The 14,377-nt window shown below is 70.6% G+C and carries 13 protein-coding genes; 6 read left to right on the forward strand and 7 right to left on the reverse strand.

Translation table 11 applies throughout. From position 1 onward, the window contains the following. Window positions 1–23: 23 nt before the first annotated feature. Window positions 24–1,562 carry an ABC transporter substrate-binding protein gene (locus AC1DIW_RS19965; protein ID WP_478110391.1) on the reverse strand — a complete coding sequence of 513 codons (1,539 nt, stop codon included), beginning with the start codon at window positions 1,560–1,562 and terminating at the stop codon, window positions 24–26. Then, window positions 1,559–2,614, reverse strand: coding sequence for an isocitrate/isopropylmalate dehydrogenase family protein (locus AC1DIW_RS19970; protein WP_478110393.1), 1,056 nt, complete (start codon window positions 2,612–2,614; stop codon window positions 1,559–1,561). Before AC1DIW_RS19970 ends, AC1DIW_RS19965 begins: the two co-directional genes overlap by 4 nt. 167 nt (window positions 2,615–2,781) lie before the next feature. Between AC1DIW_RS19970 and AC1DIW_RS19975 the strand changes: the two genes are divergently transcribed. From AC1DIW_RS19975 to AC1DIW_RS19985, 3 genes are read left to right on the forward strand one after another with little or no spacing between them, the layout of a single operon-like run. Continuing rightward, window positions 2,782–4,221: an amidase gene (locus AC1DIW_RS19975; protein ID WP_478110395.1), complete on the forward strand. Its 1,440-nt coding sequence runs from the start codon at window positions 2,782–2,784 to the stop codon at window positions 4,219–4,221. After that, complete coding sequence (locus tag AC1DIW_RS19980; protein ID WP_478110397.1) at window positions 4,214–4,978, forward strand: FadR/GntR family transcriptional regulator; 765 nt, start codon at window positions 4,214–4,216, stop codon at window positions 4,976–4,978. Before AC1DIW_RS19975 ends, AC1DIW_RS19980 begins: the two co-directional genes overlap by 8 nt. 56 nt (window positions 4,979–5,034) lie before the next feature. Next, the gene (locus AC1DIW_RS19985; RefSeq protein ID WP_478110398.1) at window positions 5,035–7,452 is read left to right on the forward strand and encodes a Tex family protein; all 2,418 of its coding nucleotides are present in this window, start codon (window positions 5,035–5,037) and stop codon (window positions 7,450–7,452) included. A 135-nt stretch (window positions 7,453–7,587) separates the two neighbouring features. Here the strand turns inward: AC1DIW_RS19985 and AC1DIW_RS19990 are convergent, their stop codons facing one another. Continuing rightward, complete coding sequence (locus AC1DIW_RS19990; RefSeq protein WP_442281078.1) at window positions 7,588–7,968, reverse strand: VOC family protein; 381 nt, start codon at window positions 7,966–7,968, stop codon at window positions 7,588–7,590. 120 nt (window positions 7,969–8,088) lie between these two features. Between AC1DIW_RS19990 and AC1DIW_RS19995 the strand changes: the two genes are divergently transcribed. Continuing rightward, on the forward strand, window positions 8,089–8,520 hold the full coding sequence (locus AC1DIW_RS19995) for an SRPBCC family protein (RefSeq protein WP_442281079.1): 432 nt from the start codon (window positions 8,089–8,091) through the stop codon (window positions 8,518–8,520). 61 nt (window positions 8,521–8,581) lie between these two features. On the opposite strand, the gene AC1DIW_RS20000 is transcribed toward AC1DIW_RS19995, so the two are convergent. Both AC1DIW_RS20000 and AC1DIW_RS20005 read right to left on the reverse strand, forming a co-directional pair. Further along, window positions 8,582–9,505, reverse strand: coding sequence for a universal stress protein (locus AC1DIW_RS20000; RefSeq protein ID WP_442281080.1), 924 nt, complete (start codon window positions 9,503–9,505; stop codon window positions 8,582–8,584). A gap of 133 nt (window positions 9,506–9,638) precedes the next feature. Further along, entirely contained in the window at window positions 9,639–10,082 is a 444-nt protein-coding gene (locus AC1DIW_RS20005) for a ChaB family protein (protein WP_478110400.1), read from the reverse strand. A 223-nt stretch (window positions 10,083–10,305) separates the two neighbouring features. On the opposite strand from AC1DIW_RS20005, the gene AC1DIW_RS20010 reads away from it, so the two are divergent. Next, a complete protein-coding gene (locus AC1DIW_RS20010) occupies window positions 10,306–11,769 on the forward strand; it encodes an MFS transporter (protein WP_442281082.1) in 1,464 nt (487 codons plus the stop codon). Further along, window positions 11,766–12,320, forward strand: coding sequence for a universal stress protein (locus AC1DIW_RS20015; protein ID WP_478110402.1), 555 nt, complete (start codon window positions 11,766–11,768; stop codon window positions 12,318–12,320). Before AC1DIW_RS20010 ends, AC1DIW_RS20015 begins: the two co-directional genes overlap by 4 nt. A gap of 146 nt (window positions 12,321–12,466) precedes the next feature. On the opposite strand, the gene AC1DIW_RS20020 is transcribed toward AC1DIW_RS20015, so the two are convergent. After that, window positions 12,467–13,360 carry a universal stress protein gene (locus tag AC1DIW_RS20020; RefSeq protein ID WP_478110403.1) on the reverse strand — a complete coding sequence of 298 codons (894 nt, stop codon included), beginning with the start codon at window positions 13,358–13,360 and terminating at the stop codon, window positions 12,467–12,469. Between the two features lie 42 nt (window positions 13,361–13,402). After that, window positions 13,403–14,320 carry a universal stress protein gene (locus AC1DIW_RS20025; RefSeq protein ID WP_478110405.1) on the reverse strand — a complete coding sequence of 306 codons (918 nt, stop codon included), beginning with the start codon at window positions 14,318–14,320 and terminating at the stop codon, window positions 13,403–13,405. Window positions 14,321–14,377 lie beyond the last annotated feature (57 nt).

The following is a 14,377-nucleotide window of genomic DNA, read 5'->3' on the forward strand; positions in this document are numbered from 1 at the left end:
GGTGGCCGGCCGGTCCTCCACGGTCAGGACCTCGCCAGGTCGGCGAGCTCGAACGACTCGGTGATGGCGTTCTTCGGGAGCCCGGTGATGCCCTTCTCGGCGACCATGAGGTTCGGCAGGACGAAGAGCACGTCGCCGGCAGCGTCCTGGGACAGCTCCCGCGCCGCCTTCTTCATCAGCGTCACCTGCTCCTGGGGGGTGCCGGAGTCGGCCGCGGCGAGGTCGGCCTGGAACTGCTTGTTGTCGTAGCGCGTGTAGTACTTCGGGTTGCCGAACACCGCGGGCATGTCGCGTGGCTCGACGTGCGCGATGATCGACATGTCGTAGTCGGCGTCCTTGAAGACCGACTGCAGCCACACTGCCGGGAACTCGAGCTGGTCGAGGGTCACCTTGAAACCGGCCTGCTCGAGCTGGCTCTTGACCACCTGGCCGCACGAGACGGCATACGGCAGGGACGGGATGCGCAGGCGCACCGGGGTGGCCCCGGCGTTCGTCTCGGCGACGAGGGCCTTGGCCTTGGCGAGGTCGTGGGGGTAGAGGCCCGTGAGGTCCTCGTACCAGGGGTCGGTCGGCGGCACCATGCTCCCGACGAGGCTGCCGTGCCCTGCCCAGCAGGTGTCGAGCAGGGCCTTGTGGTCGATGGCGTAGCGGGCGGCCTGGCGGACCTTCACGTTGTTGAAGGGCGCCTTGCCGTTGTTCATCGACAGGAGCACCTCGCCGTTCGTCGAGCCCTCGACGATCTCGTAGGCGTCGTTGCCCTGGAACTGGGCGAGCGACTCGGGGGCCTGGACCGTCCCGATGACGTTGATCGTCTTGGTCAGGAGCGCGTTGTTGAGGGCGGTCGGGTCCTTGAAGTACTTGAGGGTCACCTGCTGGAAGTACGGCTTCTTCCCCCAGTAGGACGGATTGGCCTTGAGGCTGATGGAGTCGCCGCGGCGCCACTGGTCGAAGACGTAGGGGCCCGTGCCGACCGGCTTGGTGGCCAGGCTGGACGTCTCCTTCTCGGTCATCATCGCGCCGACCCGGGTGGACATCCGGTACAGCCAGTCGTTGCTCGGCTTGCTGAGGGTGACCTGCAGCTTGGTGTCGCTGAGCGCCTTCGCGTCCTGGACGACGTCCATGGCCGCCTTGAGGGAGACCGTCCAGGCGTTCTTGACCTGGTCGATCGAGTAGACGGCGTCCTTGGCGGTGAACGGCTGGCCGTCGGTGAACTTCGCGTTGTCGACGAGGTCGAAGGTGTAGGTGCGGCGGTCCGTCGAGACGGTCCACGACTTGGCGAGCGCAGGCTTGAGGTCTCCCTGCTGGTCCACCTTGACGAGCGTCTCGTAGACGTTGTCGAGCAGCGCCTGCGGGATGGCGGCGCCGTCCTTGGTGGTGAAGTCGAGGCTTGCCGGCTCGGCGACCAGACCGACGGTGAGGGAGGTGTCGCCCCCGGATCCCCCGGCTCCCCCGGCGCCGCCCGAGCCACCGGCGCCGGAGGTCCCCGAGCCGGCCGAGCAGGCCGCGGTGAGGGCAAGGAGCAGCGTCGCCGACGCGGCGGTGCAGATGCGGGTGTGCTTCATCGTGACTCCATCTCGTGCAGGACCGCTGTGGCCAGCTGCGAGGTGCTCGCCGTGCCGCCGAGGTCAGGGGTGTGGTGGTGCGGGAAGCGAAGGGCCGCAGCCAGGGCGGTGCGGACGGCCTGCGCGGCTGCGGTGCGGCCGAGGTCGTCCAGGAGCATCGCACCCGAGAGCAGGCACGCAGTGGGGTTGGCGATGCCACGACCTGCGATGTCGGGCGCCGAGCCGTGGACCGGCTCGTACACACCCGGAACCGTCCCGCCGGGCAGGACGTTGGCGCTCGGGGCCATCCCCATGCCGCCGGCGAGCACGGCAGCGAGGTCGCTGAGGATGTCGCCGAAGAGGTTGCCGGCGAGGAGGACGTCGAGCGAGTGCGGACTCTGCACGAGCCGGGCCGCCATGGCGTCGACGAGCACGACCTCGAGCTCGACGTCCGGGTGTCGCTCCGCCACCTCCCGGACGACTGCGTCCCAGAGCGGGTAGCCGTGACGCATCGCGTTCGACTTGGTGACCAGCGACAGTCGCCCGCGCCGCTGCTCGGCGAGGGTGAACGCGTGCTCTGCAGCGCGCTCGATGACGCGCCGCGAGTGCACCGCCACCTCGATCCCGAGATCGTGGCCGGTACCCGCGTGAGCCAGACCACCCGCCCCGACGTACTCGCCCTCGGTGTTCTCGCGCACGATGACGAGGTCGACCCCGTCGACATCCTTGACTCGGCTCGGCACACCCTCGAAGGCCCGCACCGGACGGATGTTGACGGCGAGGTCGAGCTGCTGGCGCAGGCCGATGATCAGGCCCCAGACCAGCTCGTGGTCGGGCACGTCGGGTCGCCCCACCGCTCCGAAGAGCACGGCGTCGTGTCGGCGCACCGTGTCGGCGGCATCGGGGGGCATCGCAGCACCCTCACGGACGAATCGGTCTGCGCCCCAGTCGAGCTCGGTGAGGGCTAGATCCTCCCCCTGGCTTGCCAGGGCGGCCGAGAGCACCGGCAGCGTGGCAGCGACGACCTCGGGGCCCACCCCGTCACCGGGGATGGCTGCGAGTCTCACCGTCATGGGTCTCCTTGCTCCGGGAGGGGGTCGACGTCGCCCCTACGAATTCACTGGTCTGACCAGTGGACTTTTTCACCGTGAGAGGTACCGTTTCTCTCATCAGGCCGGATGTCAAGAGCTCGTCCGGCGAGTCAGGCGGCCCGAAGGCCGTCCCACGCGGAAGGACGTCCATGCCGCACTCGTCTGGCCGACCCGCCAGCCTCACTGCCACCGAGCTCGTAGCCGCGTATGCCTCCGGAGACCTCTCGCCCGTGGACGCACTGGAGGACGTCGCCGCCGTCATCGAGGCGCGCGAGCCGGAGCTCAACGCCTTCTGGCTGCTCGACCTCGAGAGTGCCCTCACGGCAGCCCGTGCCAGTGAGCAGCGTTGGGACAGAGGCCAGCCCGCCGGGCCCATTGACGGCGTGCCTGTGACCGTGAAGGAGAACCTCGCGCGAGCAGGGGTTCCGATGCCTGCTGGGAACGCCGGCGTGGAGCCGGTCGTCCCGACCCGCAGCAGCCCTGTCGTCGAGCGCGTCGAAGAGTCCGGCGGCGTCATCCTCGGCGCCACGGTCATGCCGGACTGGGGCATGCTCAGCTCCGGCGTGTCGAGTCTGCACGGGGTGACACGCTCGCCCTGGAACACCTCGCTGACGACCGGCGGCTCGAGCTCCGGGGCCGGAGCGGCGGCGGCCGGTGGCTACGGGCCGCTGCACGTCGGTACCGACATCGGTGGCTCCATCCGGCTCCCGGGCACGTGGCTGGGCCTGACCACCCTCAAGCCCAGCGCCGGGCGGGTACCGCTCGACACTCCCTACCTCGGCCGGGCGGCTGGTCCGCTGGCGCGTTCGGCGCGCGATGCGGCCCTGCTGCTGTCGGTCATCAGCCGCCCCGACGTCCGGGACTGGACGAGCCTGCCCCCCGAGGACCTCGGCACCGTGCTGCCGCCGGAGCCACGCGACGTGCGAGGCCTCCGCGTGGGCCTGCACCGCGACGCCGGCTGCGGGCTGCCACTCGAGCCGGAGGTGCACCGGGCCGTCGAGGCGGCCGCTGCGGTCTTCGCCGAGGCCGGGGCCGAAGTCGAGCTCCTGCCCCCCTTCATGACACCGCGCATGCTGCACGACCTCGACGAGTTCTGGCGGGTGCGCTCGCTCGCCGACTTCCAGGCCCTGAGCCCGGCAGCCCGCGAGCGGGTCCTTCCCTTCATCCAGCGGTGGGTGCTCGCGGTGCGTGACGTCGACGGCACGACCGTCCTTCGCGACTACGCCAGCATCATGGCGCTCCAGCAGGCCACCGTGACCGCCACCGAGCCGTACGACCTCGTGCTCTCCCCCGTGGCGCCGGTGACCGCATTCGCCGCCGACTGGCCCATGCCGTGGGGTGACGAGGACCGGGGCATGGCGCACATCGGCTTCACCGCGCCCTACAACATGTCGGGCCAGCCTGCCGCGTCCGTCAACTGCGGGTTCACGCGCGACGGCCGCACCATCGGGCTGCAGGTGTCAGGCAGGCGCTTCGACGACGTCGGCGTGCTCAGCGCCGTCGACTGGTACGAGGCGCACCGCCCCGAATCGGCGACGCCTGCGTGGCCCATTCCCGAGATGAGCGACCTCGGTGGCTCCCATGCCTGAGGTGACGGCCCCCGCCTTCGAGGCGGTGCGCCCGGTGCGCCTCTACGAGCGCATCGTCGAGCAGGTCGAGGAGGCGATCGCGAGCGGCGAGCTGCGTCCCGGCCAGCGGCTGCCGAGCGAGCGCGAGCTGGTCGTGCAGTTCGGCACCAGCCGGGCCACCGTGCGCGAGGCGCTTCGCGTGCTAGAGAGCAACGGCGTGGTGCGCTCGCGTCCGGGCGACCCGAACGGCCCCGAGATCCTCCCCTTCACCACGGGCGGCCTCACGAAGCAGATGCGCCGGCTGGCCCGTGCCGATGGCCTGACCCTCTCGCAGCTGCTCGTCTCCCGGATGATGCTCGACTCGACGGCGAACCGGCTCGCGGCCGTGCTGCGCACGGACGCGGAGCTCGCCGAGATGGATGCCGCCATCGAGCAGATGCGCGCGGCCGTGGATGGTGGGTACGGCTCGTTCAGCGAGGCCGACTTCGCCTTCCACGAGGCCATCGCCCGCGCTAGCGGCAACACCCTCATCCAGGTCTGCAACGGCGTCGTGCGCGACACCGTGCTGTCGCTGATCTCGGACAAGATCGCGCACGCCCGCAACGCCCAGGCCCTCATGAAGCGCTCCCTGGGGCACCACGAGCAGGTGCTCGCCGCCATCCGGGCCGGAGACGGCCCCGAAGCGGGCCGGGCCTCACTGCACAGCCTGTACGACTACTACGCGGGCTACGTGCCCAAGGCGGAGCGCGCCGCCCTGAAGGCCCTGCTCGACGACTGAGTGCCCCGGCACGGCAGAATGCGTGGCTCGATGTGTCGTCAGAGGAGAACAGCCCAGTGAGTGTGCAGGTGAAGGTGGCGTCGATCGAGCGTCGCATCGCAGAGGAGCTCGGCGTCCGGGACGGGCAGGTGACCGCCGCCGTCGGACTGCTCGACAGCGGGTCGACCGTCCCCTTCGTGGCGCGCTATCGCAAGGAGGTCACTGGCGGCCTCGACGACGCGCAGCTGCGCACCCTCGAGGAGCGCCTCGGCTACCTCCGCGAGCTCGAGGAGCGGCGCGCGGCCGTGCTGGCATCCGTCGAGGAGCAGGGCAAGCTGGACGACGCGCTCCGCGCGCAGATCCTCGCCGCCGAGACGAAGGCCCGCCTCGAGGACATCTACCTGCCGTTCAAGCCGAAGCGCCGGACCAAGGCCCAGATCGCCCGGGAGGCAGGCCTCGAGCCGCTCGCAGACCTTCTCCTCGGCTCACCCGACACCGAACCAGCAGCTGCCGCAGCCGGATTCGTCGACGCCGACCGCGAGGTGGCAGACGTTGCCGCCGCGCTCGACGGAGCCCGCGCCATTCTCGTCGAGCGCTTCGCCGAGGACGCCGACCTCATCGGCGACCTGCGTGAGCGCGTCTGGAGGCAGGGGCACATCGGCTCCCACGTGCGCTCCGGGAAGGAGGAGGAGGGCGCGAAGTTCTCCGACTACTTCGACTTCTCCGAGCCGCTCTCCAAGCTCCCGTCCCACCGCATCCTCGCCCTCTTCCGGGGGGAGAAGGAGGACGTCCTCTCCCTCGAGATCGTCCCCGACGACCCGACGGCCGCGCAGCAGCCCGGCCCCACGGCATACGAGCGCGCCATCGCGCGCCGCTTCGGCATCGAGAACGCCGGGCGCCCCGCCGACCAGTGGTTGGCCGACACCGTGCGCTGGGCGTGGCGCACGAAGATCCTCGTCCACCTCGGCATCGACGCCCGTATGCAGCTGCGCCGCGCCGCCGAGGAGGAGGCGGTACGCGTGTTCGCCGCCAACCTGCGCGACCTGCTGCTCGCTGCCCCCGCCGGCGCACGCGCCACGATGGGCCTCGACCCGGGCTTCCGCACCGGCGTCAAGGTCGCGGTCGTCGACGGGACGGGCCGCGTCGTCGCGACCGAGGTCATCTACCCGCACGTCCCGCAGCACCAGTGGGACCGCTCGCTCGCCACACTGGCCCGCCTGGCCAAGGAGCACTCGGTCGACCTCATCGCCATCGGCAACGGCACCGCCTCGCGCGAGACCGACCGCCTCGCCGCCGACCTCATCAAGGCCCACCCGGAGCTCAAGCTGACGTCGGCCGTCGTCTCGGAGGCGGGCGCCTCGGTCTACTCCGCGTCGGCGTTCGCCTCCCAGGAGCTACCGGGGATGGACGTGTCGCTGCGCGGCGCCGTCTCGATCGCCCGGCGCCTGCAGGACCCGCTCGCCGAGCTCGTCAAGATCGACCCGAAGTCGATCGGCGTCGGCCAGTACCAGCACGACATCAGCCAGACCGCCCTCTCGCGTTCGCTCGACGCCGTCGTCGAGGACTGCGTCAACGCGGTCGGCGTCGACGTCAACACCGCCTCTGCTCCCCTGCTGACCCGCGTCTCGGGCATCACCCCGGGTCTCGCCGACAGCATCGTCGCGCACCGCGACGCGGTCGGGCCCTTCCGCACGCGCAAGGCGCTCAAGGACGTGCCGCGCCTCGGACCCAAGGCGTTCGAGCTCGCCGCCGGCTTCCTGCGCATCCCGGGAGGCGAGGACCCCCTCGACGCGTCAGCCGTGCACCCGGAGGCCTACCCCGTGGTGCGTCGGATGCTCGAGTCGACCGGGCAGAAGCTTACGTCGCTCATCGGCAACACGACTGCCCTGCAGGCCATTCGGCCGACCGACTACGTCGATGACACCTTCGGCCTACCCACGGTGACCGACATCATCAGCGAGCTCGACAAGCCGGGGCGCGACCCGCGACCGACCTTCAAGACAGCCACCTTCAAGGAGGGCGTCGAGGAGATCAAGCACCTCAAGCCGGGCATGACGCTCGAGGGCGTCGTCACCAACGTCGCGGCATTCGGGGCCTTCATCGACATCGGCGTGCACCAGGACGGGCTGGCCCACGTGTCGGCACTGTCGAGGAACTTCGTGCGCGACCCGCGGGAGGTGGTCAAGCCAGGCGACGTCGTCATGGTGAAGGTGCTCGACGTCGACATCCCGCGCAAGCGCATCTCCCTCACCCTGCGTCTGGACGACGAGGTGACGTCGGGTGGGCCCAAGGAGCGCGGCGGACAGGGTGCACCGGGTGGCCAGTCCCGGGGAGGCCAGTCCCGGGGAGGCCATGCGCGGGGCGGTCAGGCACGTGGCGGCCAGTCTCGCGGGAGCCAGGGCTCAGCGGGCCAGGGCAACCACGCCGGCCGAGTCGAGGCGCCCGCCAGCGGCGCCATGGCCGAGGCTCTCCGACGAGCGGGCTACCAGGGGTGACGACACCGGCGGCCTACTCCGGGGACGACTTCTACTGCGACGTGGCCCTCACGGACATCGCGGCCCTCGACGTCGTCGTCGAGACGCCGACGGTGCTGCGCTGACGGGCCGGCACCTCCCGCTCTGCGGCGGGAGTCAGTCGTCCGGGCCGGCCCGGTGGAAGACTGCTTCGACGTTGTTGCCGTCGGGGTCGCGCACGAAGGCGCCGTAGTAGCCGGGGTGGTACTCCGGCCACAGCCGCGGCTCGTGCAGCGACTCGGCGCCGAGCTCGAGCGCCTTGGCGTGGAAGGCCCGCACCGCCTCGACGCTCTCGGCCTGGAAGGCGCAGTGCATCTCGCGGTTGGGTCCGCCGCCCTCCCACCGGGTGATCCAGAAGTCGGGGTGCCCGTCGGACCCGTATCCGATGGCCATCCCGACGTCCATCTGCCGGCTGTAGCCGAGGACACCGAGCACCGCGTCGTAGAAGCGGGCACTGGCGTCGAAGTCCGCACAGTTGATGCCGAAGTGGTCGATCATCATCCGAGCGTAGGCGGGAAGAGGTCGCGCCGAGGCATTGTCATCCGGGCCAGTCTTTGGTCGACTGTCTGTGGTGGGTCCGGCCCATCAGGGGCCGGTCCGCACGACCCGGAGGTGCCCATGAGCAGTTCAACGCAGTCGATCCCTGAGAACGCAGAGGACGCCGAGCTCGAGGGGTCTCCTGCGGGTGTGCACTCGACGCTGACCGTCGGTGCGCCGGTCGACCAGGTCTGGCGTCACCTGATCAGCCCCCGCGGCACGGAGGCCCTCCTCGGCCCCGGCGTCACCCTGGGCAGCAAGGGTGAGTCGTGGCACAGCACCGACGGAACGCACGGGGTCGTCCGCAGCTACCACCCGATGGAACAGGTACGCGTGTCGTGGCACCCCCATGAGGACGGTCCGCTCAGCATCCTCGACCTCCAGCTCAGGCCCGACGGAGACGGCACCCGCGTCGACCTCTACCACGAGGGTGAGGGCATCGCGGAGGACGGCGCCGGCGACAAGTCGCGCTGGGACGCCGCCCTCGGACGCTTTGCCCAGACGCTTGCCTGATTCCTTCGCTCCCTGGTGAGTTCGTCTCTCCTCACAGGGCTTTCGTCAGCAGAAACCGTGGTCAGCGCACGACCATGACCGGGCACTCTGCGTCATGGATGACGCGGTGGCTGACGGACCCGAGCAGCATGCCGGTGAAGCCGCCGTGCCCGCGGGATCCGACGACGATCAGCCCTGCCGTCGCCCCGAGGTCGGCGAGCGACTGTCCCGGGGACCCGTAGAGCACCTCGGTCGTGACGATCACCTTCGGGTGCAGCGCCCGCACGCGATTGGCCGCGCGCGTCACCGACTGCTCGGCGTGGTCCCGGATCGCGTGGGTCTCCTCCGTGCCACCCTTGGCGGTCTCGGCGTAGGTCCAGGCCTCCATCGACGGCGAGTGGGCGACGCGGACGATGTGCAGCACGGCACCTTCGCGTTCGGCGACCTCGACGGCGGCGTCGACGGCCCGAACCGAGGCATCCGAGTCGTCGACGCCGACGACGACGTCGTGTCCGCGACCGGGCCGCGGCGGGATGGGCACGTCGTCGGGCGTCTCACCCCCCGGCCCACGCACGACCACGACGGGGCACTGGGCGTGCGCCGCGACGGCATACGACGTCGAGCCGAGCAGCCCCGCGAGCAGGCGGCCGCGTCCGCGACTGCCGACGACGAGGAGCTCGGCGTCCCGCGACGCATCGACGAGCTGGGCTGCGGCGCTCCCGAGCCAGTACTGCGTCTCGACCTGCGAGGCGTCGAGCGTCGTGCTGGCACGCTCCGCGCCCTCGTCCACGAGCGCCTTGGCGGCATGCTCGAGTGAGGGTTCGAGCTCGGAGAAGTCCATCGCCGGGAACCCCGGAGTGCCGGCCAGGTTGACGCTGTGCACGAGGGTCAGGTGCTTGCCCTGCTGACGTGCCGTCTCCGCGGCCCACCCGACGGCGAGCTGTGACGCCACCGAACCGTCGTAGCCGACGACGATGCCGTACGTGGTCGGTGCCTGGGCGTTCATCGTGCACCCCTTCACTGGGTCCCGGGACCGGGCCACTGCTCCGGCCATCTCCATCCTCCCGCCAGGGGGAACGTGACGGGGTGGGTTTGTGAGCACTCAGACAGGGGCCCGACGGCGTCGTGGCTCGTGGCCGCTAGGCGTCGTTCTTCCGCGCTGCAGCGGTGGCCCTGTCGTTCGCCTTCTGGATCGCCTCGACGAGCTCGCTCTTGGTCATCCGCGAGCGCCCGCGCACGTCCAGCCGTTTCGCGACGTCGAGCAGGTGGGCTTTCGACGCGTTCGCGTCGACACCTCCCGCAGAGTCACCGTCGCCTCCGGCGCGCGCCGCCGCTCTCCTACGGGCTGCCTGCGGGTCGCTCGGGCCCTTGTGGTCCTTCTCCTCCCAGTGGTCTCCGACCTTCTCGAAGGAGTGCTTGAGGGAGGCGAAGGCCGTCCGATGGGCACGCTCGCCCTCGCCGTACTCCTCGACCGCGGAGTCATGCGTGGCCAGCCACGTCTCCTGCGCCTTCTTCGACGACCGCTCGAGGGTGGACGGCAGCTCGGTCCTCGACGGCGTGGTCGAACGCTTCTTGGCGGGCATGGCGGGCCTCCTGGGCTTCTCGCGCACGGCACCCATTCGCCGCGCGTGCAGTGGCAACGTACCCACGGTGAAGCGCGACAACGTCTGATTGCTCCCGATGTGTTGCGCGTCGTGCCCGAGGGGGTACGAGTTCACGCGGTGAGGACGTGACGCACGAGGACGTGAGCCACGCAGCACGCCCTGACCCGACGGTTCACAAGCGATTCGGATCGAAGGAGCTGGGATGAGCGAGGCTGTCGCACAACGCACGGACGGCGCCATCAGGAGTCTGGTGCCCGCCCGCATGGACCGGCTCCCGTGGACGAAGTTCCACTGGTCGGTCGTCTTCGGGCTCGGGGTGTCCTGGATCCTCGACGGGCTCGAGATCCAGATCGTGTCCGAGTCCGGCTTCCAGAAGTCGCTCGGCATGTCGGCCGCCCAGGTGGGACTCACCGGCACCGTCTACCTCGTCGGCCAGGTCGTCGGAGCGCTGACGTTCGGTCGGCTCACCGACCGGCTCGGGCGCCGCAAGCTCTTCATCATCACGTTGGTCATCTACCTGGTGGGCTCGGGCCTGGCCGGTCTGTCCCCGAACATGTGGTTCCTCTGGGTGTGCCGGTTCGTCGCCGGCATGGGTATCGGCGGCGAGTACACCGCGATCAACTCGGCCATCGACGAGCTCATCCCGGCGCACTTCCGTGGCCGCGTCGACATCGCGATCAACGGCACCTACTGGTTGGGCGCGTTCTTCGGCGCGCTCGCCAACCTCTACCTGCTCAACCCCGACAACGTCGCCGAGAACATCGGCTGGCGTCTGGCCTTCTTCATCGGCCCGCTGCTCGGCCTGTCGATCATCTGGCTGCGCCGGCACATCCCGGAGAGCCCGCGCTGGCTGCTCACCCACGGGCGCGGCGACGAGGCGGAGCGCACCGTCGACGAGATCGAGGAGCGCGTGCGCCGCGAGGGCGGCGAGATCCCGGAGGTCGACGAGAGCAAGGCGATCCTCGTCAAGGCCGAGGACCGGATGGGCGCCAAGGTGCTGTGGGACGTCTTCGTGCACCGGTACGGTCGCCGCACGGTGCTCGGCCTCACGATGATGGTGACGCAGTCGTTCCTCTACAACGCGATCTTCTTCACCTACGCGCTCGTCCTGACGAACTTCTACGGCATCAGCAAGGCCAACACCTCGCTCTACTTCCTGCCGTTCGCGCTCGGCAACCTGCTCGGGCCGCTGCTGCTGGGCCACTTCTTCGACACGATCGGTCGTCGCAAGATGATCTTCGGCACGTACACGATCGCCGGGGTCGTGCTGCTCGCGTCGGCCTGGGCGTTCCACGCCGAGATCCTCAACGCGACGACCCACACCATTTTCTGGTGCGTGGCGTTCTTCTTCGCCTCGGCCGGCGCGTCCGCGGCGTACCTCACGGTGAGCGAGATCTTCCCGCTCGAGGTACGCGGCCAGGCGATCAGCTACTTCTTCGTCGTCGCCCAGTGCGCGGGGGCGATCGCGCCCGTGCTCTACGGCGCCCTCATCGGGGACGGCAAGGACCGGGTGCCGCTGACCTGGGGCTACGTCGCCGGGGCCGTCATCATGATCTTCGGCGGCATCGTGGCCCTGGTGATCGGCATCGACGCTGAACGCAAGTCGCTCGAGGACGTCGCGGACCCGCTGAGCAAGGTCTCGGAGGAGTCGGGGGCGGTGGCGTGAACGTCGCGGACCTCGGCCGGGCCCACACCATCGTCGTCGGGGTGAGTCCCACCAGCGGCTCCCCCGGCGCGCTGCGCTGGGCGGTCGAAGAGGCGTACCTCCGCGGTGGGCGCGTGGTGGCGGTGCGTGCCTGGCGGCCGCACGCCCCCGAGACCGCCACCGGCGGTCGTGTGCCGTCCGTCGTCTCGGACGACAGTGCCCGGAGCGTGGAGGAGTCGAGGCTCGCCGAGGACGTCGCGCACGTGCTCGGCCACGACCACCTCGTCGAGACACGCGTCGTCGCGGGCAAACGGCGCGCGGTCCTCGCCGAGGAGAGCCGTTCGGCCGATCTCATCGTCATCGATGCCGGCCGCTCCACCGAGGTCGGGGCGCGCTGGCTCGGCAGCCGGCTCGCGCGGGCCTCGCACTGTCCCGTCGTCGTCGTGCCGCCTGCGCTGGGGGGCCGAAGCTCGAGCGCATTCGGCGCAGCCGCCAGTCGGTTGGGTCATTCGGTCGAGCGCGCCGCGGGAACCGCAGGAAGACCGGGCTTCCAGCACCCGCCGTCGCCCTGACGCTCCGCTCCGCGCACCGCGGTCGTATGCCGTGTGGCCCGGTCTCGGGACCCGAATCCCCTGCGAGTTGCCGCGGATTCGGCCCGAGACCCGACCGGGAGTGGATCATCGGGCGTGGATCATCGGGTGTCAGTCTCGGTCGCCGGTCAGTGGACGAGCATGACCGGGCAGGTCGCGTCGTGGACGATCCGGTACGGCGCGGTCCCGACCAGGACAGCGCCGACCCCGCCCCGGCGGGGAGCCCCGATGACGAGCAGCCCGCAGTCGCGGCTCGTCCCGGTGAGCGCGTCGACCGGGTCGCCGTACAGCGTCTGGCTCGCAACGGTCAGGTCCGGGTGCGTCAGGCCCAAGGTGGCCACGGCATACGGACTCGTCGGGGGCTCGGCGCCGTCGGAGGGACCGGCTGCGTCCGGCGGCAGGACGGTCACGAGGCGTAGCCGCGCGGAGCAACCAGCAGCGATCCTCGCTGCGGCAGAGACGATCCGCTCCATCCTGTTCGCGTGGGCCTCGCCCGTGCCCGGGGTCAGGGCGCAGACGACTTCGCACTCCGGCCCCGGCACCGGGACGTCGCGGCGAGTCCCGGGAGCCGGGTGCCCGAGGTCGTGGAGGACGACCACCGGGGAGTAGGAGCGGGCGGCCACCGCGGACGAGACCGAGCCGATGAGGGCGCTTCGGGTCCGGCCCCGTCCCCGGGTGCCGAGGACGACGAGGTCCGCTGTCATCGACGCGTCGACCAGCTCGCCCACCGGACCACCGAAGGCGTGTACCGCGCGGACCTGCGATCGAGCCAGTGGTCGACCGGGCCACGTCGACGGACCGCCGACCATCGTCTCCGCCACCATCTCGAGCGACGGGCTCAACGGTCGCGGCGCGGAGCCTCGACGTCTGCGCACGACGTCCAGGTCGACGGCGTGAACGATCTTGAGGCCGTCACCGAGGGCGTGGGAGACGGCTGCGGCCCAGACGAGGGCTCGCTGGGAGGCGGCCGAACCGTCGTAGCCCACGACCATCTGACCACCGGCGGAGCTCGGAGTGTGCATCGAAAACCTTGTGGGGCCAGTCGAATCGGGCCCAGCTCGAGATCAGTGGATGACCATGACCGGGCACGGAGCGTCGTGCACCACACGATGGCTGACCGACCCGAGGAGCATCCCCGTGAAGCCGCCGTGCCCGCGCGAGCCCATCACGACGAGGCCGGCCCTGACGTCGACCGCGTAGGCAGCGATTGCCACGCCGGCCCCGCCGCCGAGGACGTTCGTGTGCACGTCGAGACCGGGGTGTGCGCGCCGTGCGTCGTCGGCGACGTTTCGTAGCGTCTGACCGACGTGACGGTGCATCTCGTCGATCATCTCCTCACGTCCCACGATCGTGTCGGACTCCGGCCACGCCTCCAGACCACCGACGTTGTCGACCGCCACCACGTGCAGCGGCGCCTGCGCGGCGGCAGCGACCTGGATGGCGGTCTCCAGCGCCTTCTGGGAGCTCTTCGAGTCGTCGAAGGCCATGACGATCGGATGCGAAGGACCCGCGTGGACGACCGTGTCGCCACGGACGACGACCGCGGGGCAGTGGGCGTGGGCGGTCACGGCATACGAGGTCGAGCCGAGCAGGCCACCGGAGATGGCGCCGTGCCCGCGGGAGCCGGTCACGACGAGATCAGCTTGGGACGACGCGCCGACGAGCTCCGCGGCCGCGCTCCCGATGACGCTGAGCGGGCGGACGTCGTCGCGGTCCAACGTCTTCGCAGCGATGTCGACGGCCTCGGCCAGGACGCCGCGCGCCATCTCGTCGTACGCGTGCGCCTGCACTCCCGGGTCGTAGGCGCGGAAGGTCGGGGTCATGTTCAGGCCGACGCAGTGCAGCAGGGTGAGCGGGCGTTCGTCGCGCTTCGCGGTCTCGATGGCCCAGTCGAGGGCCAGCCGCGACCCCGGGGACCCGTCGTAGCCCACGACGATCCCGTGGCTCGTGGTCTCGTTCGCCCCGCTGACTGCGGCGTTCATCGCTCTCCCCTTCCCGTGCGGTCGGGGCCGCATGTACCGGGCCCCTTCCATCGTCCC

The organism is Terrabacter sp. 01T434 (assembly GCF_056398545.1).

Bases quoted from the DNA above. Each gene is read 5' to 3' on its own strand.
- AC1DIW_RS19965 (WP_478110391.1), bottom strand. From the start codon at position 1,562: ATGAAGCACACCCGCATCTGCACCGCCGCGTCGGCGACGCTGCTCCTT.
- AC1DIW_RS19970 (WP_478110393.1), bottom strand. From the start codon at position 2,614: ATGACGGTGAGACTCGCAGCCATCCCCGGTGACGGGGTGGGCCCCGAG.
- AC1DIW_RS19975 (WP_478110395.1), top strand. From the start codon at position 2,782: ATGCCGCACTCGTCTGGCCGACCCGCCAGCCTCACTGCCACCGAGCTC.
- AC1DIW_RS19980 (WP_478110397.1), top strand. From the start codon at position 4,214: ATGCCTGAGGTGACGGCCCCCGCCTTCGAGGCGGTGCGCCCGGTGCGC.
- AC1DIW_RS19990 (WP_442281078.1), bottom strand. From the start codon at position 7,968: ATGATCGACCACTTCGGCATCAACTGTGCGGACTTCGACGCCAGTGCC.
- AC1DIW_RS19995 (WP_442281079.1), top strand. From the start codon at position 8,089: ATGAGCAGTTCAACGCAGTCGATCCCTGAGAACGCAGAGGACGCCGAG.
- AC1DIW_RS20000 (WP_442281080.1), bottom strand. From the start codon at position 9,505: ATGAACGCCCAGGCACCGACCACGTACGGCATCGTCGTCGGCTACGAC.
- AC1DIW_RS20005 (WP_478110400.1), bottom strand. From the start codon at position 10,082: ATGCCCGCCAAGAAGCGTTCGACCACGCCGTCGAGGACCGAGCTGCCG.
- AC1DIW_RS20010 (WP_442281082.1), top strand. From the start codon at position 10,306: ATGAGCGAGGCTGTCGCACAACGCACGGACGGCGCCATCAGGAGTCTG.
- AC1DIW_RS20020 (WP_478110403.1), bottom strand. From the start codon at position 13,360: ATGCACACTCCGAGCTCCGCCGGTGGTCAGATGGTCGTGGGCTACGAC.
- AC1DIW_RS20025 (WP_478110405.1), bottom strand. From the start codon at position 14,320: ATGAACGCCGCAGTCAGCGGGGCGAACGAGACCACGAGCCACGGGATC.